Origin of the sequence: Bacillus sp. RE35 (assembly GCF_052146655.1) — a bacterium.
Lineage (GTDB): Bacteria > Bacillota > Bacilli > Bacillales > Bacillaceae_G > Bacillus_A > Bacillus_A cereus.
Window position 1 is genome coordinate 3510880 of sequence record NZ_CP197377.1, and the last position, 25370, is coordinate 3536249.

The following is a 25370-nucleotide window of genomic DNA, read 5'->3' on the forward strand; positions in this document are numbered from 1 at the left end:
TGAGAAAATAAAAAGACACTTTTTCACAATCTTTAAGTAAAATTCTGTATTTTAGACATACGTAAATGGAATTTCTCTTAGTGCATCTTTTATGAAGTCACTGGAAGTTGCTCCGTTAATTTATTATTCCTCATTCAATTTTAAATACATTTTTAAAGCCTGCATTTCAAAATCGAACTTTCGTTCTTCATCAGAACAAAATATTATCTTTCCTTTATGTATAATTTGGAGCTAATGAACTGTTGAACTTTTTGATAAATCAACATATCAATATCTATATGAATCATATCTACCAACTCCTGAACTCATAAAACGTTTAAAAATTCCTAAAGTTATGTCTCTTAAATATGCTATATCAATATCATTATCTCTCCACTACTTTTTTATTGTTAGGGATTTTACCCCTTTGTTACATATTCTTTTTAACAAAAAAATTAATTTTAAAAAATTTTTTAAACCTCTTTATAAAAGAACTAATGTTCGTGTATAATGAGAACTAATGTTCTTTTGTTTTTAAAAAGAATTACAATGTACAATTATTTAATCCTACTGAATAGGGTCATCTTAGATGTCGATTTTCACATTTTTTATCATTTTAACCAAGATGATTCCTTCTAAAGAATGCAACGATAAGGCTTCTAACCGCAAGAACTGTGGAACTAGCCTAATAAATTAGAGTTCGATAGAACTCTTTACTTAGGAATTCCTTCTTCTAAACGAAGTAAAAATGAGATAGTTCAAATCAGCAATATACTGGCGAAACCATTCGTAGCACAAACATATCCTTAACAAACCTACTTCAAGAAGGAGAAGAACAAATTTCACTTTTTGATAATGTCACGCAAAGAGAACAAGAAATAAAGCTAACGAAAGTAACGGATGAAATACGCACAAAATTTGGAGAGAATAGCATATTAAGAGGAATTTCGTATACAAATAATGCAACAGCAAGATACAGAAACACACTGTTAGGGGGACACAAAGCATGAACAACGCTAATATGCAACAAGGCCGAGGAATGGTAAAATGGGCGCAATTCGCCGGAATTCGTGAAATGATCAAAGAGAAAAATAAAGTAGCATCTCCCATTTTAACCTCTGAAGAAAAGGAACTGATTAAGAACATGCTTTTATGTTCCTTATTGTCCGAAGAAGAAATACTAATTACATATTATGAAGGCGGCTATTTACTTACTAACTATATGACCATCATCGATATAGATCCGCTAAATAGCGCTATCATATGTACGGATGCTTTTTATAATAAGTTGACACTACAATTTTCGGATATACTGGATGTAAAATAGAATAGATTTAAACGTTTGTATTGTTATAAAGGAGTGTATAAAATGCAAGGGAATCAGATAAAAAAGAATGCAGCAAGAACAGTTATTCATAATGATATAAATAACTATCCCTATTTAAATATACCTATGATTATCAATGAGAATGATGGAATAATTTACGAGGTTTTAAGCGCTGGTTTTCATAATAATGATGCAGTAGCAATGATAACAACTGACGGTTTCACTACAAATAGGGTAAATACACCAATCGTAACAGTAAAAAACGATGATAGTAGTATCCAAGTATTCCGTTTACCTTTAGAATTGGATGATTGGGTGCTTTCATGTATGCGCGCTGCTTCAATAGGAAAAAATCCGTTCCCATGTAAAGTTGCTTTTGGAATCATTGATACTAAATGTCATGTGGAATTCAAGTAAAAAAGGAGTAAATTAATTTGTTCCTTTTATAATTTTTGGGACATTTATTTTTCTTAAGTTGATGGGCATGTAGCGGTATCCCTCAATATTAAATTTCAAATGCATGAAAATGAGAAAAAGTTTAAAATAATTTATATACAAATGAAATAATCCAGCGAGAGTATCAAACTGTATACAATTTGCCTTTTCACACTAAAAAATGATACTAAGGTCATTGAAAGGCACCTCAGGGTGTCTTTTTCTTAATTCTAATCCGCAGTAACAAATTCATATTTTTTATACAAAAAACGGAAAAAATATTTTATAATTCTATTTAGATTAATATTGCGTTTTTGATATAAAACTTATAGAAAAATGGCGGTGATTGATTTTATGTTTAATATTTCAAAGGGTGCGATGATAGATACAATAAACAATATGATTTACAACATTGCTCTTTATGTCTTTGTATTTATTATTTGCATGTGGATTTTAGTATGTATTGTTCGATTATTTGTAAGGGGATTATCTAGAGTAATACCTATAACGTATACACCTCCATTGCAATCTAAAGGAAATGGAAAAAGAAAACAAAATAAAAAAAGGAGTGCGTCTTATAGAGTTCAATCAGTTGGAAAGAAAGCAAATACAAATAAAGTTGTAAATTCTGATTTGGATGATGAAGATGATTTTAACAACTATTATGACGACTACAGTTCCCCTAGCTATTATAGCTCTTCTAATAGTTCAAGTTCCGAAAGTTCATATAGTAACTCCAATTATAACAGCACTTCTAGTTACAAAAATGAAGATTCCTCTAAGTATGATAGTCCTTCTTATAATTCTAGTTATAATAGTAACTCAGATGAAAATGATTATTAATAATATACGAACTAGCATGATAGTGCATAATCTATTTGTCATAGAAATGCACACATCCATGTATTCAAAATATATTAAATTGCAACAATCATTTTGGTTAGGAATCTTATCCATAACATTAAACTTAAGATGGTTACATACGGAGAAAGGCGCCTTTGGTGTCTTTTCTTTGTATAGATCAGTACCAAGCTTCTAATATATTACGTAAGAACTTGACGCTATTTTAAATGGCTCAAAAAATAGACAATGATTTTCACTTCCAACTTCACAAAACAATTTCCCCTTTTTAATTTTCTCTATTTGACGATGTTCATGCAAATTGAATCATTCTATCCACTAAACAAGAAATAATTCTCCAAGAGCTGAATATATCAATCAATAAAGCAATTTTTCATATAATTGATTTCTTGTTTCATCTAAACCTATATCCTTAGACCTCTACGCTTGAAGTATCCTTTACGGATAAAACATTCCTTCACTACTACGTCAATTAAATCTTTTCTTGCTGCAGTAGTTTTTCTAATTCATGAAGAAATGTATGAGTTTTCTCAACATCCTTTAAGATATCCTCTAGGTTCTCATTTGCTACAAAATCTCTAATAGAATGGTTAAAAACCATTAAACTACCATATCTATGCTCTATTTCTTTAAACCACACTTCTTTTTCCAAAAGCTTAAAATTTTTACGAATGACTTTTTCCCTTTTTGAAGGGATGGACATAAAGAGTCCTCCTAATACATCACCGATTACATCTCCCATGTGAAAACCTCCCTTTTATATATTGTAACATTTAGAAAAAACAATATATAGTAGTATTTCCAATACACTTCAAATAACGGTTCGTTACCAATTAGAGTGAACGGTAGAACTTGCGTTATGGTTTTTTTCTTATCTCGACAGAATACGACATCACCATTTACCTTAATTTGGTATAATCATCTGTGGAATTTTACAATTTTCAAAATGGAGGAATTAAACATGTTCAAAAAGTTGAGTACCATTGCATTAGGAAGTGCTTTAGCGATGAGTCTAGTTGCTTGTGATGATTCGTCAAACAAAGCTTCTACAGAAAAGAAAGATGAACCAAAACAAGAGGCTAAGAAAGAAGCAAAACAAGACCAAAAACAAGAAACGAAAAAGGACGATAAAAAGAAGATAACGGTTGCCGATGTGGATACTATTAAAACTGGTGATCCTGTAACTGGTGAAGGTGGAGATAAATACGAGGATCTAGTTGCTAAATATGGCGAACCTGACATCAAATCTGATTCTACAAGTAAAAATGTAAAAACGTATACTGCTAGTTGGAGTAAAAATGCAAAAGGTGGCACAGGAGCTAATTTCACCGTTAGTTTCATTGAAAAAGATGGTCAAAAGTTAGCAGTAAGTAAAACTCAAATAGGGATGGAGTAAATCCTAGTTATAGAAATCATGGTTATGAGGAAACTTCTAAATCGTGATAAAACAAGCACTCGAATGGGTGCTTGTTTTATCATTTGAAAGTAATGAATCACCGGAAATTCCCGCTTATTAACAAACGATTTATTCTTCTTACATTTACCACCAGACAAAAAACATGTAGTACCCTGTATTTTACGTACTGGAAAAGCAATTTCATAGATACATCCTTTTCAACTTGATATGCTCTGTTCTCATAATATAATTCCGTACTAGATATCTCTGTTTTAGATTCTATATATATAACTTGATCCTTTTAATGATTAAATATTGAATCCCGTTTTATTTTCACAAAGTTGTAATGGCACAACCCCCATTCAACTAATTTTTATATATTTTTAGGTTTAGTAGGCAGAAATAACAATTAAAAATAAATTAAAATTGAAAGAGATGATACAAATTATGTTTAAAAATGAGGAAGAGCTGCAAAAAGCTTTTGAAGCAGCAAAGGCGACCTTAGCAATTGAGGGATTGACTGTTACAAAGGAAATGGAGAAAGTCATAAAGGATAAGTTACGGAGAAAGATTACTATGGAGGAATTAATCCGTTTAGCAGATGATATTGCCAGACGCAAATAAATAATCTTTTACTTTAAAATCTGTAACCTTGATACCCGCTTTTCACAAAATTAATAATAAAACCATTTTGGAAAGAGATTCAACAAAATGGTTTTTTAACTCTTAAATGAGCCTTACACTTTATAATAACTCTCTTGGAATTCGTACGGTGAGATTTTCGTATTTTAGAGATAGTATTTTAGAAAAAGTAATAGTGGAAATTATACCACTTAAGACAAGTTTTATTAAATTACGTATGCAACAACAATGCCAATCTTTTTTCAAAAGGAAGGTTGGCATAAACCCCCATCCCCTCACACCTTACTTTCTCTTAACAACAAACAAAACGCCACCCAATCCGCAGTAGCGCTTACAACAATTCCTATACATTTAATCAAAACTATTGATTCTCATATCATTTATTTCTTTGCTTCCATACCCCATTCTCTCTACGAAAAATATTCTTTCCATTCATGAAGTCAGCTGTATTACCAGGAATGCTATATTTCTTATTCTTTTTCTTAGCCTTCTTCTTCAGCCTCTTCTCTTCTTGAACAGCTTGCAGATCAGCCTTCCATTATTTCAACAAATCCTTTTCACGTCGCATCGAATTTGTGCCTCTCAGACTAAAATATGAATCCAATAATTAGGTGCTTTCTATTTATATACTCTTTTTAACCAAATGTTCATTTTGTTCACATACACGTTTAATGTGTATTTTCTATATAACAAAGAAATAATCACCTGCTATGGACGTTTTCCTTATCTAGACCTAGACCTGTGCAACTATATAAATCAACTAGGGTCTATGTGGAACCTGAATTCCCATTCTTTAAATTTCCCTGGACACAACTCGTGTAGCATCTTATATGGACTATTTTTCCAACACCTATCTAATGAGGTTCTTGCCCCTTGATTAATTATCCATCTTCTACAAATGAACATCATATTTTTATAAATAAAATATTTTTAAAATTATCCCTAACACAAGGAATATAGATACTTATTTTACTTTCAAAGGCTGAAACATAAACATAACTGCATAACTACTGAAAATAAACATAAAATAGACGTTCTACTCCAAATGGATAGAACGTCTTTTCACTTTACTTCATACATATATCAATTTTTCACTTATTCATTTTGCATTACAATTAAGAAATCCATAAATTCATCTTCATTTACAGGTTTACTGTAGTAATAGCCCTGAATTAGATAACATACATTACGTTGTAACACTGTTAATTGTTCCTTCGTTTCTACCCCTTCTGCTATCACTTTCATGTTTAAAGTATGAGCAAGTGAAATAATGGTTTGTATAATTTCATCTCCATCAGTAGAAGTTCCAATCCTATTAACAAATTCTCTTGGAATTTTCAAAGTATCAATTGGATAAAGAGGCAGATACGCTAGTGAAGAATAACCTGTACCAAAATCGTCAATTGATAAATGTACACCAAATGATTTTAATGCTTTTAACTTTGATAAAGTTTCTCTTTCATCTACCATTGCAATTCGCTCTGTTAATTCCAAATCAATCGAATTAGCAGGTACTCCTATCTCTTCTATAGTAGATATCATTGTTTGAACAAAATCTTTCTGTTCAAACTCTATAGCTGATAAATTTATCCCCATCTTTAGATTTGAAAAACCCGCAGAATGCCATTCTTTCAGTTGTCGACACGCTTTCTGTAACGTCCACTTTCCAATTGAAATAATCTGCGCCGTTTCTTCTGCGATAGGTATAAACTCAAAAGGAGAAATCAGCCCAAGCTCTGGATGTTGCCAACGTATTAAAGCCTCTGCACCAATAACCTTACCTGCCTTACTATCAATTTGTGGTTGATACAATAAAAACAACTCATTATTTTCAATTGCATTTGGTAAATCCTGTTCTAATCGTAATCGACGAGTTACTTTTTGAGATAATGTCTCGTCATACATACAAACAGCATTGTTACCTTTTTCCTTTGCGCTATACATAGCGATATCAGCGTGTTGTAAAAGTGTAGTAGTATTTATTCCTCCAAATGGATACACCGCTATTCCTATACTAAGAGATAAGTAAAAACTATGCTGATTTACTACAAATGGTTCTTCAGTTATACGAAATAGAGTTTTACACAAATCCAATAGCTGTTGCTCTGTTTGGTTATGGACAATGATCGCAAACTCATCACCACCTATTCTTGCTAGAGGAATAGTCGGTGACAGACATGTCCTAAAACGTTTGGCAACTTCTTTTAAAACCTTGTCACCAATTGAATGACCCAATGTATCATTAATAGTCTTAAAGCGATTTAAATCAATATACAGGAGCCCAAACTTATCCTGCGTTTTTTGTGCACGCTTAATAGATCTATCTAATTCTTGTTGGAAGAATATACGATTTCCAATCTCCGTCACCGTATCATGGAATGCAAGGTAATTTATCTCTTCCTGTTGTTGTTTCATCCTTGTTATATCTTTTACCATTACATAGCTCCCAAAGGTTTGTCCTTCTATCATAATAGGAACTATAGTGACATACCAAAAGAGTATATCCTTCTCATTGTTATTTTTCACACGTAACTGTAGTGAAGATGAACTACATCGTTTCCCTTTCTTTATAGCTGCTTCCAATTCAGATTTATCTTCATCTAAAAAAATAGAGAAGCACTCTTTCCCTATTAATGCAGCACTTTCTTTTCCTAATAACATACTTCCAGCCTGGTTTATATTTAATACGATACCGTTTGAATCAATCGTTAAAATAGGATCCGGATGATACTCATATAATGACTTAAATCTCTCTTGATTTTTTACTAAATCATTAGATTTATTTATTAAATCCCTTGTTCTTTGAGATACTGTTTGTTCTAATTGATTATTAAACACTTTTAATGTTTTAGTTAACTCTTTGTTTTGCATTCGTACGATTGTATGACGAATCAGTACAAATACAAAAGCAATACAATTTCCCGTAATTAATGTAGCTGAAGAAGTTTGCTCTTTCAAAGTAAAACCAATTAAGACTGCAACTGCAAGATAAGGGAATATACCAAGAAGTTTCTCTCCAAATGTCGGATTAATAATAAAATAATTTCTTTTAGAAGAAGTATTCTTTGGGATTGTAGCAGCAATAGCGATAAATAATAGGAAAACTCTATACAAACACCTTAAAAATATAACTGAACGCTCTGACAAATCATCCTGTAAGTAGAAATACAAGTAGTCCGTAATAGCCAATCCAGTTAATACTAGGATAAAAATAAACAATTTACTTTTTGCATTGAAAATAGCAGGTCGAAAGATTAGTGTAACTCCAAGTAATAGAAGTAATAAATCTATAATTGGAAAAATAAATGAGAGAAAAACATCTCCAATTGATAAGAATAAGATATTTGCAGATGGTTTATTAAATAGGTACCACTCTAATGTAAAAATAGCAGTAACAACAATATATAAATCACAAAGTAAATATGCTTTCTCCCATTTGTTACATTCCATCATGATTTTATAAAAGAACGCAAAGAGAAAGAAAAATAAGAAAAACAGTAGAAATACATCAGAAATATTAAAATTTTGTATTGGTAATTCTACATTAAGTACTTGAAAAGCGGATATGAAATTCCCTATCAAAAAACACCCTATTGCAATAGTAATGCAAACCCAGAATACTCCTAACTTAATTTTTTGGGATAATATAGAATACAGTAATGAGATAAATACAGTAGTTTCAACGACTAAAGATGATAGTCGGATATTAAAATCTGATACGAAATAATGATTCGGAAAAACAAATAAAAATATAAAGCAAAAGCTTATATAAGTTATTAAAGCCAATATCAATACATAAAATTGCACATATACATGTTTACGCAATGGATTCACCTTCTTGATTTTTCTATACTTTTATTAAAAAATGACTTGATGGTGGCACAAGTCCTACTAATTAAAATGTGTGCTACCTATTATCCATATTATGACCTTTTTAAAAGATTTCTTTCTACACACAACAATCTTATTAACTTTTTGTAGATGTTTACAATTATCAATACTGAGGATTCTAAAAAGGATAAGCTGAAAAATGTAATTTTTTAAGTATTTGAGCATCGTAAATTTGGCGGGTACAACTTATCTACTCTTTACATATGAGATAGAATCTACTCCTCTATTGGATTATAGTTGCTATCTGTCACACTTAAAAAGGAATGAAAATATACTATCATTAAAATAGAAATTCAAATTAGTTTACGAAACCAACCGTAACTATTATAGTTACACAAAAAGTTGATGTCAATTTCATATCCTCCCTTTTTAACGGACAAAAGACATGACCTATTGAACAAAAATGTGATGTTTATAAAAAGGGCGTTAAAGTTTTATCTCCTTACTCAAAGAATTATAAATGATTTAGAATTAGATGAAATTGAAGCTAATATTGCATCTCCCTAAAAAGAATGTTACTCTAAAAATAGAATTATGAAAGGAATGATGGATGAATAATGATTAACTAATTTATATTTTAAGTTGAATTTTATAACTTCAAACTACAAAATATAGGGTTAGTCTATCCATTTTTAAAATTCAGTTCATACTTTATTTGTCATGATTCAAATGATTAATAAGTACTTATTAAGTATAGACGAAAGACTAATCCTTCCGATTACAAATTGGGGGATTTTTTTATTCCCGTTTGTCTTAGTTGAAACTTACTAATTGTTAAATGTACTTCACAAATAAAGGAGCGAGAAAAATGAGTACTTCAGATACTATTGTTACACATGTAATGCTCTATATAAGTCGTTAATATCCATCAAACTTATATAGAGGAATTAAAAAATGGATGGATGCTCCGACTTTATATGAAACGTTTCGATATATAAAGGAGGAATTATTATGTCAATGATAAAGGTCCAAGACTTAACTTTTTCATACCCAGGTAGCTTTGATAATATTTTTGAAAGTGTAAACTTCCAAATAGATACGGATTGGAAGCTAGGATTTATTGGTAGAAACGGACGAGGTAAAACGACATTCTTTAATTTATTGTTAGGGAATTATGAGTATAGCGGGAAAATCCTTGCTTCAGTAGAATTCAATTACTTCCCCTACTCTGTTTCAGATAAGAACAAATTCACTCATGAAATCCTTGAAGAAATTTGTCCCCAAGCCGCAGATTGGGAACTTCTACGTGAGATATCCTATTTAAATGTTGATGCTGAGGTCATGTACAGACCATTTAAAACATTATCAAATGGGGAACAAACAAAAGTGTTGCTTGCTGCACTGTTTTTAAATGCGGGTCAATTTCTATTAATTGATGAACCAACAAATCACTTAGATACAGATGCACGAAAGATAGTCTCCGATTATCTAAGGAAGAAAAAAGGATTTATTTTAATTTCACATGACAGAATCTTTTTAGATGGGTGCGTTGACCATATCCTATCTATTAATAGAGCAAATATTGAAGTTCAAAGTGGTAACTATTCTTCTTGGAAGTTAAATTTTGATAGACAGCAAGAACACGAGAAGGCTACAAATGAGCGTCTACAAAAAGACATAGGGCGATTAAAACAGTCTTCCAAACGTTCAGCAAGTTGGTCTAATGACGTGGAAGCTTCAAAAAATGGAACGAGGAATTCAGGCTCTAAGTTGGATAAGGGGTTTGTAGGACATAAAGCAGCCAAGATGATGAAAAGAGCAAAAAACCTTGAATCAAGGCAACAAAAAGCTATTGAGGAAAAATCAAAATTACTAAAAAATGTGGAAAAAACTGAGTCATTAAAATTGGAACAATTGCAATTTAAATCAAATGAATTGGTTACTTTAGTTGACGTGTCCGTTAAGTATAATGATCAAATTGTGAATGAGCCGATTAGCTTCATAGTTGAACAAGGTGACCGAATTGTACTTGATGGAACGAATGGGAGCGGAAAAAGTAGTATCCTAAAACTAATTCTAGGACATCCGATACAGCATACAGGCTTAGTTACTTTAGGTACAGGACTCATCATTTCCTATGTCCAACAAGATACTTCTCATTTGAAGGGATCGCTATCAGGCTTTATTGAAGAGCACAAGATTGATGAAACCTTATTTAAGTCCATCCTAAGTAAGATGGACTTTGACCGAATTCAATTTGAAAAAGATATATCTCATTATTCTGGTGGACAAAAGAAAAAACTGCTTATCGCTAAAAGTTTATGTGAAAAAGCTCATATATATATATGGGACGAACCACTAAATTTTATAGATATCTATTCCCGCATGCAGATTGAAGAACTTATTCAACAATTTAATCCCACAATGGTTATTGTTGAGCATGATAAAATATTTCAACAAACAGTTGCAACGAAAACTATATCTATATAGCTCAAAACGAATACTTGAAAATATAATCATTAACTTGAGTCCTTGAATTATAAAAACTTTAATGAATTGATAAAAAAAGCCTAATTTCTCTACAATACATTGAGAAATTAGGCTTTAAATAGTAATAATAGAATTCATAAACACTGAATAATTTACACATTAGGTTTATCTGTTAATGCAGTAACAATCCTGTCCACTAAGTTTTCTGGCATCCATTCATGATTTGTATCATTCGTTTCATTTGGTCCTAAAAAATCAATAAACTTTTTAAACTTTGGAAATAAAACAATAGAAGTGATCCAATGTATTGTATGATTTATGGAGAAGAAATGAAAAACTCCTTGCTTTTCACCCTCCTGTAATATTTCTTTTAACTGTTCAAAATTACCTATAAAATATGGTTGCTATTTTAAATGCCATTCACGCTTAAATATAGGAGTCTTCTTGGCTAAAATGATAAAAATAAGCACATCTTGTTATAAAAACAGATGTGCTTATTTTTTAATTTCTATGCATTTTTACGTTTTAAGAAAATCACTCCACCAACAATTAACAGTAATGCTCCTGCAGCCATAGAGATCCAACTTGTAAGATTAGTACCTGTTTGCGGTAACCATCCAATTTTAGATTGAATTTCTTTCTTAAGTTGTGGTTGTTCTTTTACTTGCTCGTTAGGTTGCTCTGGTGTTGTCGTATTTTTACCTGAATTTGGCTGTTCTGGTTTTGGTTGTTCCGATTTTCCCTCTTTAAATTTCACTGTTTGTCCCTTATCTTCAATTTCAGCGTGAATAGCTACTAATATATTATCTTGATACAGTTCTTCAAATACTACTACTTCTTTACCTTGTAATGCAGAAGCATTGAAAGTGAAGTCTAATGTGATAGAACCATTCTTCTCTTTAGCAGTAAACTTAGATTCTACTGTTACTTCTTTACCATCAACTAATAATGGCTTGTTTGTTGCTTTATCCACTAGTTTACCTTTTACTACGTACTCTTTACCCACGATTAAGTCTTGGTATTCCACTTTATCTTGGATTGTTACAGATTTAGAAGCATCTAACTCTTTAGAACCATCAGCTTTGTTTGTTGCTGTCGTTTTAATAAAAGGTTCTACAAATCGAACTGTTTGACCTACATCGTTAATGTCAGCATGAGTTGCAATTACTTGCCCTTCATGTAATAAGTCTTCGAACACAACTACTTCTCTTCCTTGCTGTTCAGCACCAACAAAAGTAAAGTCTAATGTTACAAAACCGTTCTTTTCTTTTGCAGTAAATTTAGTCTCAGCTGTTACTTCTTTACCATCAATTAGTAATGGTTTGTTAATAGCTTTGTTCATTAATTTTCCTTTTACAGTGTACTCTTTACCAACAACTAAGTTAGTGTACTCCACTTTATCCTGGATTGTGATAGAATCCTTTGAATGAATCTCTTTTCCACCATCAGCTTTGTTTGTTGCTGTCGTTTTTACTGATGGCTTAACGAACTTAACTGTTTGACCTTTATCATTGATATCAGCATGTGTCGTAACAACTTTTCCGTCTTTCAATAACTCTTCGAATACTACTACTTCTTTTTCTTCTAAACCAGTTGCATCAAAAGTGAAATCTAGTGTAATAGAACCATTTGCTTCTTTTGGTGTAAACTTCGTTTCAGCAGTTACTTCTTTACCATTTACAACTAATGGTTTATTAGTCTCTTTATTCATTAATTTACCTTTTAAAGTATACTCTTTGCCTACTTGTAGGTCTTTGTATTCCACTTTATCTTGGATTGTTACAGACTTAGACGTGTGCATTTCTTTTGTACCATCTGTTTTATCAGTAGCTTTTGTTTCTATTGAAGGAATCTTTTCATCTTTGACAATGTGTTTAATGATTTGACCATTCTCTTTAATTTCAAAAGAGAACGTTTCTTCATTTAATACATAACCTTTTGGTGCAACAGTTTCTTTATATGTGTATTTTCCAAATGGTAACTTTTCAAATTTAGCGATTCCTTTATCGTCTGTTTTTCCTTTTACTACTTCTTTTCCTGCTTCGTTATAAATCGTAAATTCTGCATTTGGAAGCTTGTTATTTCCATCAGCTACATCTACCTTTGTAATTTCTAGATCACCTTTGATAAGATGATTAACTGCCAATAGCTCAATAATCTTTCCATGTTCCTTTATTTCGAACATAATCGGTTCTTTAACAAGAACGTAACCATTTGGAGAAGCCTTTTCTACAAATGAATATTTACCATACGCTAAATCTTTGACGTTAATCTCACCATTTTTATCTGTCTTATATTCCCCAACTACTTTTCCACTTGCATCTTTTAGCTCGAATGCTGCACCTTCTAATTTTTTACTAATATCTTCATTATCTACTTTTAGTAATTTTACACTACCTTTCACTTCGGTATTTTCCACTGTAAAAGTAAGTGTTTTATTGTGCTCTTTAATTTCAAAAGGATACTTTGTTTTATTTCCAATATATCCATTAGGTGTTTTTGTCTCTAAGAAATAATATTTACCATACGTAAGACCTTCAACGTTTGCAATTCCATTTTCTTTTGTTACTACTTTTTTCACTTCTTTTCCATCTTCAGTGAAGACTGTGAATTCAACATTTGGTAAAATCTTTCCTGAATCACTAAGCTTTTTAATTTCGATGCTACCTTTTACTTTGTTATTTACTATTTGGACAGCTCCTGTTTCTCCTGTCTTAACTTCAATAGTTTGTGGTTTATCATCTGAAACATAGCCTGTTGGTGCTTTAATTTCTTTTAATGTGTAAGTACCAATTGGTAAGTTGTTTAATTCTGCCATACCATCAGCACCAGTCGTGATTTTTCCGACTGATTCATTATTTACATTAAAGACCTCAAATACTGCACCAGCTAAAACTTCTCCATTTTCTCCAACCTTTTTAATTTTTAAAGAACCAGCTGCTTCCCAATTTACTGCAAGATCACTACTAAGCTTTTCTTCATTTCTCTCTAATAGTACTGTAGCATTCTGAACAGTATCCGTACCACGGTAAGCAATTGCTTGAACTTTAGTTAAATTAGCAGCAACACTTAAATTAAATTCACCCGTTTTTGTATTCTTAGGAATTTGGATACGAAATTTTTCTCCAACTGAAAGCTGATCTTTCACTTCTCCATTTTCACTTACAATTCTAACTCCATTAGGTGCATTTTTCGCTACTACCTTATAAGAACCACTCTTAGCATTTGTTTGTACTGAATATAGATTTGTTTCGAAGAATTCACCCTTTAATTCTGCTTTTTGCTTTTCAGCAGGAATCACATTCATAAAAACATCTTGAGTCTCTTCACTATTATTAGCATTACTAATAATAGCCTTAGCTGCTTTTTCAACATTTTTATTCTCATGTTTTAATTCATTTACATCGAGTTGACCTAATGCATTCCAAACCGCAAGTTGCGTTGCATAATGCGCTTCATTTTTATTAGCCACTCCCAGCTGTTCAGCACTTTTTTGCGGGAAACCATTTAATAAGACTCTATATACTACATTATCTGTTTTCCCCATTTCAGGAAGATCTTCACCATTTGGTGATTTTAATCCAAGGGTTAAGCAATAAGCAATTTGACCACTTGAATTTTTAATCATTTCAGTGCGAATGTACTTACCTAGACTATTACTATAACTCCAGTCCATTGAATATTTCTCATGCGTCATAACCTCTGCACTAGCCCTAGGTAAAAATACATTAAGGAATAATGCCAGTACTGATAATAATGTAAAAACTCTTATAATGACTCTCTTACCCAATTTTGTAACCTCCCTAGAATAAATTAATCCGAGTATATATCGCAATATCTAAAACATTCACGATCGACCCATTTATCATTATAAAACAATAAATTACAAATATTAAATAATTTTAATAAAATAGTCAAAAAATTTACACATTTTATTATTTATCAAGTTTTTTAACGAATTTACTATATACAAATTCTAAAACACGTCTACAATTTAAAAGACAAATATGTATGTTAAATATATAAATAGCAATTCCTTTACTCCAGTTATTAAGCTTTCCCCTATTAAAAATATCTTCTTCATTTTCTTGTTAACCTGAGTAACTTATACACCTCTTCTAATCTATTACACTCCTCCATTTAAATATAAAGGTGACTTCTCGTTCAAAGAATAAAGTGAAACTTTAATCCTCCCGATTCCCATCTAACTTCCTTGCTTTCATTGAATTTTTGGGCGGGAGTCTTACTGCCCAAAAATAGCGGAATATATTATGCAATATTGCATTTGATAATCATTTTCACCGTAACTATAATGATTACAGGGTTACTATTAATCCAATATTCTACATGGAGGTTTTATTATGTTTAAAAAAATTATTGTATCTTCTATGGCGCTTACTATGTTCGGTGGAGCTGCAACTATGCTAGAGGCACCTACTGCTCAAGCAGCTTCTTATAACTCAACGTCATCCTCTTACTTTGATGTCACTCCTGAAGAGGCCGTGGCTTTCTATCAATCTCAAGACTATAAAAAATTAAAAGTATTTTTGGATGACTTTGAAGCAAGAAACCCTTATACTCCAGGTGGAGGCTACGCTCAAGGGAGTGTACGTATGCAAAAATTCAACGATGCTCTTAGAGATGCAAAATTAACAAATGTCTACCAAGAATTTATTAGAATCTCATACTACAATCATTATCCAGAACCAAAATAATAACAACGGATTAAATGTTTATTATTTCTATAACTTAGCCTAATTTTAAATGTATAACCTAAAAATAATTACTAAAACCACTCATATAAGGGTGGTTTTTCTATCTCCCCATATAATTTAGCGGAATGTTACATCATCTTTATTTTAATATGTTTTATAGTAGACATTCTCTAGTTGACACAATCTAGTAGGTTAGCAATGGGAATATCAAAATATATTTATAATTATTTTCTGTTTAATAGCAAAAAACGAACACCCTCTCACAATTAGATAAGGTGCTCGTTTTCATTTTTATCGGTAATTCTCAATTCACTTTAGCTTCTTTCCAATAAGTAAAGATTAAATTAACTTAAAAACAAAGCGTTTTAAATTTAATTCATAGATCTTACTGAAACTTGGAATTGCCCCTTAGAACCATCATCATTTGAAACGTAAATTTTATATGTTCCATTCGGCAATGGAGATAAAGCATTCCGTACATTTGTAACATTAATTTGTTGTTCTCCAGGTTTTATATAACCACCAACAATTAGCTCTGTATTTGGACCTTTTACACTATATCCCATTGTATTTTGACCATTATTTTTCATAGAAAAGCTTAAGTCAGTACTCCCATCATATACGAAAGAAGTTACAGCCTCGCCACTATAATCCATTGTTTGGGTTAATAATAAGTCTGCAGAAACATGTTCAACTACATGAATTGGATCATTCGTTTTGTGTACTTCTTCAGCATAAGTATTATTCCCTAACACACCAAGTGTTAATGCTGAAACTACTCCACAACTAAGCACTAGTTTATTTAACTTCATTTTAAGTTCCCCCTTGATGTTTGTATTCTATTACCATCATACATCCTTTTTTAAGTGCGTTTTTATGTAATAATTCATATCTATAAACCTATATATTTTAACTTTCTGCCTTAATAGTTATTGAGAAAGCCACATAGATAAAGCTACAATATTACACTTCATAAAAAACTTATAAATTTTAAAATCTTTTTCTAACAAAGTTTTATACGAGGAAGTACCAAAATACTCAAATAAATAGCATTTCTATTTCAGATAAAATGTACTAATAAAATTTTTCTAAAATTTCACTTTGTAATTTGATATATTCCATGTTAATATAACGAAGGCTACAAAACAGGAGTCACCACACATATCATTTTCACAGAATATTCATACTTAAAGGACCTTATTTTATCAGTAACTCAATCCCAATTTTACCTATACAAAAGTTAGTTTATAATTTCATATGCACATGAATTTAAATAGATTTTTTATCTATTATTTTTTCTATTTTCCTTATCGATTTTAATACGAGTAATATAACAGCACTTTTCAAGTACCCTTCCTTTTTAGATAAAAAGTCTACTAATACTAAACATCTTTGTCCAACTCATACATAATTCTACTTACAAACTATCGGAGATGCAAAACTATGGGAATTTCTACTCTTTTATTAAATACCTTTATTATAATAATTTGTATCCTTAGCTATCACGTACTCTGGCTAGAGTTTAAAGAAAAAATAACATGTAATAATATGTTATTTTCTATCCTTTCCTCCATTGCTATTATTTTTTGTATGACTTTTCCTTTTCATTTACATGTGGGATTTATTTATGATTTACGTTTTATTCCTATTATATTAGTTTTTCTATATGGAAATACAAAAAACATTGTTTTTATAGGAATTTTATATCTTTCTTACCGGTTTTACTTAGGAGGAAATGGCGTTCTTCCATCATTTATTATCTTCACTATTATTTTGGGTATAACAATGCTCTTTCGTTACTTATTACCTATGTATTTTAAAGAAAAAAAGATATTATTAAGCTTACTTCTTATTTTAGTATGTACAGCTTCACTTTCTATTTGCGGTATTGTAACTCAAATAAATACAGGAGGTAAAATAGACTCTACTCTCATAGAATTTTTATTAAATTATATAGTCATTAATATTTTCACAGTATTATTATCAGTTTATTTTATAGAGGAAATGATTGAGAAATATAAAATGAAAGAAAAACTGCAACGGGCTGAAAAATTTTATATAGCTAGCGAACTAGCAGCGTCAATTGCACACGAAATCCACAACCCACTAACCACGGTACATGGATTCACTCAATTATTAAATGAAAAACATGCCTCTAAGCTATCTCAGGAGCAATACTTAGAAATCATGTTAATTGAAATGCAGCAAATACAATCTACTATTAATAACTATTTATCTTTAACCAAACCACAGAACACCCTAAAAGAGAAAATAGATATTAATCACATTTTAAATCAGGTGAAAGATACTATTTCACCACTCGCTCTGTCATACAAAGTTGAAATCAAACAAAATAGTACAGATTCCTTTTATATAAATGGGGACCCCGAAAAATTCAAACTCTGTCTAAACAACATCATCCAAAACGGAATTGAGGCTATGAAAAATGGTGGATTATTACAAATAAATATACAAAAAGTAAAAGAAAATATCATAATTGATATTATTGATTCAGGAATTGGGATGTCATCTCAACAAATAAAACGAATTGCTTTGCCATTCTATTCAACAACAGAAAAAGGAACTGGGCTTGGTACTATGATTGCTTATAGTATTATTAGAGAATTAAACGGAGATATAGAGATAGAGAGTGAATTAGGTAAAGGGACACGTTTTTCTATTAGTATCCCTTGCTAACGTGATAACAATTTTCTATTTAGTTAATTACATAAAAGGATCAGATCTTATCTATTGTTACAGATATACTCTGATCCTTTAGTTTAATTCAATTAAAAACACTTAATATTTATAACTTTTCTTACATCGTGATGAAATACTAGTTCATCGATTTTATCTCATTTACTGATTAGATTTGTTTAATGTAAATATAATATCTCGCGATACTTAATTTGTTATTATCATTAGGGACATTTCCTGCAGTTGTTTTTTCATTAAAGTACAGACCTTGTGCCATTCATTGAAAAAGACAACTCCCTTTTTACTACTTCACTTCCACCGTATAATTCCCTGTTCCACCACCATACTGATACACATGTAAATAATACTTCCCTGGATACGTGTAGTAACTACCTACTAGTTTATTCCCTTGTTGCTGAGCATACGTAACATAATTATTTAAATCTGCTTCAGAATAAAGTACCCAGTTCATTCCGATATTATTTTCATTCGTTACGTTAATTTGAAGGTTTTTAGCATTCTCCACATTAATTTCAAAGAAGTCACTTGTATCGCCATTTCCTAAACTAGCACGTAAAACTTGATTTAACTGCAGTTTGTTTGCTGTTTGGAATGAGTTATTCGGTTCTTTTTCTACACTGTTATCTTCTTTCTTTTGAACAGTTACAGTCGCTGTAGCAGTATTAGTTGCTCCTTTATCGTCTGTTACTGTTAATTTAGCCGTATACACTCCTTCTTTTGTATATACGTGAGTTGGATTTTGCTCATTACTTACTGCTCCATCACCAAACTCCCATTTATATGAAATAATTTTCCCATCTTCATCTTTTGATCCGTTGCTTGTAAATGAAATTGCTTCATTTACATTTCCACTATACGGACCGTTTATAACCGCAACTGGTGCTTTATTCTCTGCCCCTTCTTCCGTATCAATACCATGGAACACAACATCATATTCAAATTGTCCTGATGCATTCACGCGATAATTTACGAAGTATGCTGTTACTGTTTTATAGCCTGTCCATTCCTTTACACTTAAACGTTTTAACGTATCATTAACGTTTTGTGTAATTGTTTTCCAATCTTCATATTCTCCTTTTGCTGCAGTTCCTGTATATGTTCCTTGTAGTGTGAATGTATTAAAGAACTGTGATTTATTTTTCTTCACTGATACATTTTTCAATTTTGCTTCCGCTGTTATTTCTGCTGCAATATCTGAAACTGGCTTCGATGCATGATTCGCTAAATAATCGTCTGATACTAATGGCACATTATACTTCTCACGATTATCAACTAGCATTTGCATATAGTCTTGATATTCTTTATTTAAATTCGCATCTTTACTTAATGTAGAGCGATATGCATCATATGCTGTTACATCATTTTTCCTAATAAGATCATGTATTTTATCGAACATATCATATCTCTTATTGTACATATACGATTGTAAAGCAAAGGAATAATTATAGAAATCCCACGTTCCATACTTTGCATTTAACGTTCGCTCTGCCGTATAACGCTCTGCTGGATTTGAAGATAATCCTCCTATAATACTCTTTCTCGGTACAACATTATCCGTTCTCGTTGCCCCTGCAAAAAATTCAGCATTCCCTTCTTCAAACCAAGATAATCTTTCATTTTCATATATTTTCCCTTGTCCCCATAACCCTGGTACTTCATATCTACCTTGTAAATAATGCGTGAACTCGTGTCTGAATAATTCTTCTAAACTATAAATACTTTCTTCTGGCGTACGCTCATAAGTAAAGAACGTACCTGTTCCTTCTATATAAAGACCACCGTTTTTCGTTTCATAACCGTACAATTGACGATTAAATTGATATTCTGCTGGGCTATTATAAATAACCATCGTTAGTACATCATCAGGATTTCCTTTTTCTAAAGGTTGATCACTTTCAACCGTACGATGGAATTGTGCCTTCACTTCTTTTGCCGCCCAATATAAACGTTTTACTTTTTCTTCTGTCACTTTATCTCCAGCTTTTAAAACAATTGCCCCATCATCAAACGTATACGTTTTTGGCAAATATTTTTTCTTTCCATCTTCTCTTATTTGATCTAAATTCACCACTTTACCATTTGCATCTTTTCCGCCATAATTCGTTGCGATTTGCTCAGCAGCTACGAAATATTGCTCCCCTAAATACGGATAAATTTTCATCGCATCTGTTACAACTTGTAACCCTTTCGTTCCTGTACTATGGAATGTACCGAGTCTACCTGTATAATAAATGCCATTATTAATAAGCCAACCGTTTTTTGCTGTAATCGTTCCCATTAATGCAAAACGACTTAGTTCATTAATATAACTATCTATTTTCTGATACCATACTGTATCTTTCGGTGCTTTCCTCGTATCGTACAAATACGATTGAATGTCGTAATCAACACCTTGCATAATATCGTAAATAGCATTTCCAGCTGAAAGATTATCTACTAATGTAGAAAAATTATCATTATATTGTTTAAAAATCTTTGCAGCTGATGTTATCGTTTCCACATCACTCGAAGCGTTTCCTATTAACTTTCCGTATGATGATACCACTCTATTTTGCTCTAATGTACCCAGCTTGAAATTTGAATTGTTAGCTATCGCTTTTAATGCAGGTAAGCATTTATCATGATAACTCCGTTCATTTAATTTACTAAGTTCCGAATTATAAAATCCTAAATAAAATCCTGAACGCAATACCTCCACTAATGTCTCAATCCCTTTTGAATCATCCTTCGTATAGGCTTGTCCTTGCTGCTTCAATTTATCAATAATCGCCTGCATCCTACTATCATTTTGATAGAATGCTAGACTGTCTGTATTAAACTGAAATAGCCCCGTAATTTGCTCCCAATCAATTGTTACAAGTAAATCTACTAACTGCTGATTGCTTAATTGATTTAATTCAGCAATTGTATAAGTTTTCGCTACAGCTAATTGCTTACTTTCTTTTTTCATCTCAGGTGGTCTTTGTGATAAATCGGCAAATTGTAACCTTTTCTCAAAAGACTCGCTTTCGAGCACTTTCGATGAATGAGCTAATTCTTGTACTGGTAGTTGTACACCGACTGGCTCCATTTTGAGCACATTTCGATAAGAAACTTGCTCTCCCTTAGTATCTTCTGCCAAACTGACCCCTTGAAAACTCCCTAACATTAAACTAGCAAAACTTACCCCTACTAACATTTTCTTTGAATAGCCTTTCATGCTCTCCCCTACCTTACATTTATAGTGTCCCGCTCCATTATTTTACTATTTTCACTTTTTGTCCTGTATTGAGAAAAAATAAGGTAACGTTCACACATGTATCCATTCCATGTAAAATTAACGCTTGACTTTCCGTGCATTTTATATCAAAAAAGATAGATAATAGCAAAATTTCTGCTACATCTATCCTCGTTTTCAACACTATGATTTTAACTTTATAAACGTAACTTCCGGTAATGTTTGCATATGCTGAATAAACTCATTCTTTTCTTCTGACGATATATTTTTCAGCTGCATTCCTACCTTATAAACAGTTTCTGTACCTTGCTGTGAAGCTTCCACCTCATATGAGAGTATTGGGATGCCTTTCACTTGTAGTGTTTCTAATATTTGTTGTATCGCTTCATGTTTATTTACAAACATTTGCACTGTTATATTTTGTGGAAATAGAAATTGCACCTTAAAAATACGACTTACAATTTCTAAACCAATTAAAACGAGAATCGTCGCTCCAATGCCTACTACATACATTCCCGCTCCAATTGCTAATCCTATACCGGCAGTAGCCCATAAACCAGCCGCGGTCGTTAATCCTTTCACCGCCTGCTTTTGAATAATAATTGTGCCTGCACCTAAAAAACCAACTCCACTAACGACTTGTGCTGCAATCCGACTTGGGTCTAGAGACGTATGCTCTTCATACACAATATCTGAAAAGGCATATTTCGAAACAACCATTATTAACGCACTTCCTACCGCTACGAGGAAATGAGTCTTTAATCCAGCTTCTTTCGATCGAATTTCTCTTTCAATACCAATCATTGCTCCTAACAAGCCAGCAACACCGATTCGTATAATAAAATCAAAATCTACACTCACGGGCACTTCCCCCTTTCATTCATTATAGATAGATAAAACAAAAATTATCACAAACATCCATTTATCACCATGAAAGAATACCACTAAAATACACTTAATACTCCGACTGTTTTATGTTAATATTTTAAATATTAACATAAAATAAATAACTCCTGATTTTAAACCTTCACTAATTTTCTAAAAAACCAAAGGTGGATTGCATGAAATTAGGTTGAGAAATTCCAGAAAACGCTTTCATTTTGTTTCATAATTTTTTATAAAAAATACATAAATAAAGGAGCTTACTAACAATGAACGTCTCGTTACTTACACCTACTACTGATTTACAAGAAGAATACTTAGATTTCTATAACGAATGGAAAGATAGCGGTGAAACAATGATCCCGTGGGTTATCTCAAAAAATCCTGCCAACTTCCCAGCTATGGTTCAAGAACTTCTCGATGCGCATAACGGAATAAATATCCCTGAAACTTGGGTACCAGACTCTACATATTGGCTTGTTACAGATGAAAATAAAATTGTGGGAGCTGTTAATATACGTCATAGTTTAACCGAACATTTATTTAACGCTGGCGGTCATATTGGTTATGGCATTCGCCCTTCTGAAAGAAGAAAAGGTTATGCTACGAAGTTACTAGCATTATCATTAGAAAAAACGAAGGAATTAGACATCACGAAAGTACTTGTCGTTTGCGACGCAGTGAATACCGCTTCTGAAAAAACGATTTTACATAACGGCGGGCTTCGTGATGATGATTTCACTGAGGAAGATGGGAATGTAGTAAGAAGATATTGGATTGAGCTATGAATGATCACAAATAAGCGAGAAAGTGATTATACACTTTCTCGCTTATTTTACACTGCTTCTATTTCAAACTGCACTGTAATACCACTTGGATCTACCACCACAAACCCATTTGTAGTTTCATTTATTTCATGTTGTTTTTCTATTAATCTTTCTTTCACTTCATCTAACGCTTCTTTATACGGTAGTACAATCGTATACACCTTTAGCCCAGTTGCATGTACTGGTGGGTGTGGATTGTTTACTCCGTTCCACGTATTTGCACCAATATGGTGATGATATCCCCCTGCTGAAATAAATAAGCAATCCTCTTCACGCTGTTGTACTTCAAAACCTACTGTTTCCACATAAAATTCATGTGATTTCTCTACATCAGCTATTCGTAAATGTACGTGCCCAACGACAGTATTAGCAGGCAAACCATCAAACTCATAATCAACGAGTGTTGCCAATTCTTTTAAATCAAGTGGTGTACTTCCTCCTGGCCCTTCTCCCCATTGATCACGCGGACGGTCTGCATAAATTTCAATACCATTCCCCTCTAAATCTTGCAAATAAAAAGCTTCGCTATATGTATGATCACTTGCACTATTAAACCTTGAAATTGGTAAAATTTCATTTGAATATGTATAACGCCCTTCTTGCTCATCCGGGCTGTCAATTACATTCTTATTACGAAGAACCCCAAATAGCGCAGAAGCAAAAGCTTCACGAGTCGGAACTAAAAAGGCTACATGATATATACCAGTCGTACGCGGTTCTTGCAGTACCCCGTCCTCTAACCTTTCAAGAACAAGTAACGCGTTCTTTCCACCTTTTCCAGATAAATATGCTTTATTCCCCTCTCGCTTAATTACCTCTAATCCTACAACATTCTCATAAAAAGCAATTTGACGCTCTAAATCTTTCACTTTAAATTCAACATGACCAATACGTGTTTTCGGATGAATTTTTACCATGAATAACTTCATCTCCTTATCCCTATATTTTCCCATTACATATAACCGTTACTATGAAGGATACAACTAAAATCATCCTATGTAAATAAGAAAAGTCAGAATTCACATACATTTTTATTTTCATAATAAAAAGCCATCTTTTCTAACTTTTAGAAAAGATGGCTTTTTAACTCTTATCTCATTTTATGTACTTCAGCAACTAGCTTTCCACCCTGAATGCCCATATAAAGCTTCACAGGTGCATCATTCGTATTTTCAAATACTAAATCTAAGTATGGATATGCAATTGTAGCATCTCTTCCTTGTGGAACATAACCTACCGTTTTAGAATGTGTAGTTCTCTCCACCATTTTCAGACCAGCTTGATCTGCTGCATTGTATAAAGTTGAAGATGTTTGACAAACACCACCGCCATATCCATCTACTAATTTACCATCAACTATTTCTTTCCCTAATTGATATCCTTTATCTGGTGTTGTATCACCGATTAATGAATTAAAAGAGAAACGGTCTCCTTTTGCTAACACAACTCCATTTATGCTCGCTGCTGACAAACGAATATTCTCAATACGGCCACCTGTTGAACCACCTAAGTTCGTTTCATATCTACCAATTACCGTACCATTTCCTTGCGCATCACTTAATGTTGCGACTGGTTTTTTCTCCACGATCGGCAACTGATACGTAGCATCCCACATACCAACATTTAACAATTTATCTACTAATTCTTTTTCCATTAATTCATAAGAAGGTTTTCCTTCTTGCCAACTTCCATCAGGTGCTATACGTGAAGGAACCATTTTTTTGTCGACGCTTTTTCCAACCTCACCAACAACCTTTGTTACAGACTTTTTAAATTTCGCTTCATCTTCAAAATAGCCTAAACTAGATAAATCTAATTTTTTCACTTCAGTACCAGTTCGACCATCAACTAAACTAATAGTATCCTGCACTTCTGCTTTAGCCTCTACAGTATGCCCACCAATATCACTTACCAATGCAACATCACTTACTTTTGCACCACAGCCACTCATTATAGCTACACATAACACCCCAACCAATATACCCTTTACTTTACGGAACAATATACTCTCTCCCTTTCCCCAACATCACTATTATGTATTTATTTCATT

General features: G+C 32.2%; 17 protein-coding genes and 4 pseudogenes. 10 read left to right on the plus strand and 11 right to left on the minus strand.

Annotated elements, in window-relative coordinates:
* Positions 1 to 123: 123 nt before the first annotated feature.
* Positions 124 to 369 (minus strand): annotated as a pseudogene (gene mntA, locus ACTL4X_RS17885) (type VII toxin-antitoxin system MntA family adenylyltransferase antitoxin); the annotation flags it as partial.
* A gap of 371 nt (positions 370 to 740) precedes the next feature.
* Between mntA and ACTL4X_RS17890 the strand changes: the two are divergent.
* From ACTL4X_RS17890 to ACTL4X_RS17905, 4 genes and pseudogenes are all read left to right on the plus strand, one after another.
* Positions 741 to 989 (plus strand): annotated as a pseudogene (locus tag ACTL4X_RS17890) (DNA repair protein); the annotation flags it as partial.
* Entirely contained in the window at positions 986 to 1306 is a 321-nt protein-coding gene (locus ACTL4X_RS17895) for a YolD-like family protein (protein WP_001057826.1), read from the plus strand. The pseudogene ACTL4X_RS17890 and the gene ACTL4X_RS17895, both read left to right, overlap by 4 nt.
* Before the next feature lie 42 nt (positions 1307 to 1348).
* Complete coding sequence (locus tag ACTL4X_RS17900; RefSeq protein ID WP_001161877.1) at positions 1349 to 1723, plus strand: hypothetical protein; 375 nt, start codon at positions 1349 to 1351, stop codon at positions 1721 to 1723.
* 354 nt (positions 1724 to 2077) lie between these two features.
* Complete coding sequence (locus tag ACTL4X_RS17905) at positions 2078 to 2584, plus strand: hypothetical protein (RefSeq protein WP_225989757.1); 507 nt, start codon at positions 2078 to 2080, stop codon at positions 2582 to 2584.
* 490 nt (positions 2585 to 3074) lie between these two features.
* On the opposite strand, the gene ACTL4X_RS17910 is transcribed toward ACTL4X_RS17905, so the two are convergent.
* Positions 3075 to 3344 carry a hypothetical protein gene (locus ACTL4X_RS17910; protein ID WP_000503057.1) on the minus strand — a complete coding sequence of 90 codons (270 nt, stop codon included), beginning with the start codon at positions 3342 to 3344 and terminating at the stop codon, positions 3075 to 3077.
* Between the two features lie 219 nt (positions 3345 to 3563).
* Here ACTL4X_RS17910 and ACTL4X_RS17915 point away from each other — a divergent pair, with 219 nt between their 5' ends.
* Positions 3564 to 3998, plus strand: a complete 435-nt coding sequence (locus tag ACTL4X_RS17915; RefSeq protein ID WP_000473787.1) for a hypothetical protein — start codon at positions 3564 to 3566, stop codon at positions 3996 to 3998.
* Between the two features lie 447 nt (positions 3999 to 4445).
* On the plus strand, positions 4446 to 4622 hold the full coding sequence (locus ACTL4X_RS17920) for a hypothetical protein (RefSeq protein ID WP_000475744.1): 177 nt from the start codon (positions 4446 to 4448) through the stop codon (positions 4620 to 4622).
* 801 nt (positions 4623 to 5423) lie between these two features.
* On the opposite strand, the pseudogene ACTL4X_RS17925 reads toward ACTL4X_RS17920, so the two are convergent.
* Both ACTL4X_RS17925 and ACTL4X_RS17930 read right to left on the minus strand, forming a co-directional pair.
* Positions 5424 to 5534 (minus strand): annotated as a pseudogene (locus ACTL4X_RS17925) (DUF4046 domain-containing protein); the annotation flags it as partial.
* 201 nt (positions 5535 to 5735) lie between these two features.
* Positions 5736 to 8465, minus strand: a complete 2730-nt coding sequence (locus tag ACTL4X_RS17930) for a sensor domain-containing protein (protein ID WP_001225602.1) — start codon at positions 8463 to 8465, stop codon at positions 5736 to 5738.
* 1017 nt (positions 8466 to 9482) lie between these two features.
* On the opposite strand from ACTL4X_RS17930, the gene ACTL4X_RS17935 reads away from it, so the two are divergent.
* Entirely contained in the window at positions 9483 to 10961 is a 1479-nt protein-coding gene (locus ACTL4X_RS17935; RefSeq protein ID WP_000061798.1) for an Lsa family ABC-F type ribosomal protection protein, read from the plus strand.
* A 152-nt stretch (positions 10962 to 11113) separates the two neighbouring features.
* Here ACTL4X_RS17935 and ACTL4X_RS17940 read toward each other — a convergent pair.
* Together ACTL4X_RS17940 and ACTL4X_RS17945 are read right to left on the minus strand one after the other, a co-directional pair.
* Positions 11114 to 11365, minus strand: a pseudogene (locus ACTL4X_RS17940) (TetR/AcrR family transcriptional regulator); the annotation flags it as partial.
* A gap of 104 nt (positions 11366 to 11469) precedes the next feature.
* Positions 11470 to 14751: a VaFE repeat-containing surface-anchored protein gene (locus ACTL4X_RS17945; protein ID WP_100655036.1), complete on the minus strand. Its 3282-nt coding sequence runs from the start codon at positions 14749 to 14751 to the stop codon at positions 11470 to 11472.
* 571 nt (positions 14752 to 15322) lie between these two features.
* Here ACTL4X_RS17945 and ACTL4X_RS17950 point away from each other — a divergent pair.
* A complete protein-coding gene (locus ACTL4X_RS17950) occupies positions 15323 to 15676 on the plus strand; it encodes a hypothetical protein (protein ID WP_000473483.1) in 354 nt (117 codons plus the stop codon).
* A gap of 371 nt (positions 15677 to 16047) precedes the next feature.
* Here ACTL4X_RS17950 and ACTL4X_RS17955 read toward each other — a convergent pair whose 3' ends face one another.
* Complete coding sequence (locus tag ACTL4X_RS17955) at positions 16048 to 16488, minus strand: hypothetical protein (RefSeq protein WP_000773522.1); 441 nt, start codon at positions 16486 to 16488, stop codon at positions 16048 to 16050.
* Between the two features lie 631 nt (positions 16489 to 17119).
* Here ACTL4X_RS17955 and ACTL4X_RS17960 point away from each other — a divergent pair.
* Positions 17120 to 18373 (plus strand): sensor histidine kinase, encoded by a 1254-nt coding sequence (locus tag ACTL4X_RS17960; RefSeq protein WP_000513034.1) that lies wholly within the window; start codon positions 17120 to 17122, stop codon positions 18371 to 18373.
* 304 nt (positions 18374 to 18677) lie between these two features.
* Here the strand turns inward: ACTL4X_RS17960 and colA are convergent, their stop codons facing one another.
* Both colA and ACTL4X_RS17970 read right to left on the minus strand, forming a co-directional pair.
* On the minus strand, positions 18678 to 21593 hold the full coding sequence (colA, locus tag ACTL4X_RS17965) for a collagenase ColA (protein WP_441394934.1): 2916 nt from the start codon (positions 21591 to 21593) through the stop codon (positions 18678 to 18680).
* Positions 21594 to 21794: 201 nt separating this feature from the next.
* Positions 21795 to 22472, minus strand: a complete 678-nt coding sequence (locus tag ACTL4X_RS17970; RefSeq protein ID WP_000109728.1) for an MgtC/SapB family protein — start codon at positions 22470 to 22472, stop codon at positions 21795 to 21797.
* Positions 22473 to 22762: 290 nt separating this feature from the next.
* Here ACTL4X_RS17970 and ACTL4X_RS17975 point away from each other — a divergent pair, with 290 nt between their 5' ends.
* Positions 22763 to 23281, plus strand: coding sequence for a GNAT family N-acetyltransferase (locus ACTL4X_RS17975; protein WP_001103118.1), 519 nt, complete (start codon positions 22763 to 22765; stop codon positions 23279 to 23281).
* Between the two features lie 47 nt (positions 23282 to 23328).
* Here ACTL4X_RS17975 and ACTL4X_RS17980 read toward each other — a convergent pair whose 3' ends face one another.
* On the minus strand, positions 23329 to 24273 hold the full coding sequence (locus tag ACTL4X_RS17980) for a VOC family protein (protein WP_121868208.1): 945 nt from the start codon (positions 24271 to 24273) through the stop codon (positions 23329 to 23331).
* Between the two features lie 137 nt (positions 24274 to 24410).
* Positions 24411 to 25322, minus strand: a complete 912-nt coding sequence (locus ACTL4X_RS17985) for a VanW family protein (protein ID WP_000488973.1) — start codon at positions 25320 to 25322, stop codon at positions 24411 to 24413.
* Between the last annotated feature and the right edge of the window lie 48 nt (positions 25323 to 25370).

Bases quoted from the DNA above. Each gene is read 5' to 3' on its own strand.
- colA (WP_441394934.1), bottom strand. From the start codon at position 21,593: ATGAAAGGCTATTCAAAGAAAATGTTAGTAGGGGTAAGTTTTGCTAGT.
- ACTL4X_RS17960 (WP_000513034.1), top strand. From the start codon at position 17,120: ATGGGAATTTCTACTCTTTTATTAAATACCTTTATTATAATAATTTGT.
- ACTL4X_RS17950 (WP_000473483.1), top strand. From the start codon at position 15,323: ATGTTTAAAAAAATTATTGTATCTTCTATGGCGCTTACTATGTTCGGT.
- ACTL4X_RS17935 (WP_000061798.1), top strand. From the start codon at position 9,483: ATGTCAATGATAAAGGTCCAAGACTTAACTTTTTCATACCCAGGTAGC.
- ACTL4X_RS17900 (WP_001161877.1), top strand. From the start codon at position 1,349: ATGCAAGGGAATCAGATAAAAAAGAATGCAGCAAGAACAGTTATTCAT.
- ACTL4X_RS17910 (WP_000503057.1), bottom strand. From the start codon at position 3,344: ATGGGAGATGTAATCGGTGATGTATTAGGAGGACTCTTTATGTCCATC.
- ACTL4X_RS17980 (WP_121868208.1), bottom strand. From the start codon at position 24,273: ATGGGAAAATATAGGGATAAGGAGATGAAGTTATTCATGGTAAAAATT.
- ACTL4X_RS17905 (WP_225989757.1), top strand. From the start codon at position 2,078: ATGGCGGTGATTGATTTTATGTTTAATATTTCAAAGGGTGCGATGATA.
- ACTL4X_RS17975 (WP_001103118.1), top strand. From the start codon at position 22,763: ATGAACGTCTCGTTACTTACACCTACTACTGATTTACAAGAAGAATAC.
- ACTL4X_RS17920 (WP_000475744.1), top strand. From the start codon at position 4,446: ATGTTTAAAAATGAGGAAGAGCTGCAAAAAGCTTTTGAAGCAGCAAAG.
- ACTL4X_RS17915 (WP_000473787.1), top strand. From the start codon at position 3,564: ATGTTCAAAAAGTTGAGTACCATTGCATTAGGAAGTGCTTTAGCGATG.
- ACTL4X_RS17955 (WP_000773522.1), bottom strand. From the start codon at position 16,488: ATGAAGTTAAATAAACTAGTGCTTAGTTGTGGAGTAGTTTCAGCATTA.
- ACTL4X_RS17895 (WP_001057826.1), top strand. From the start codon at position 986: ATGAACAACGCTAATATGCAACAAGGCCGAGGAATGGTAAAATGGGCG.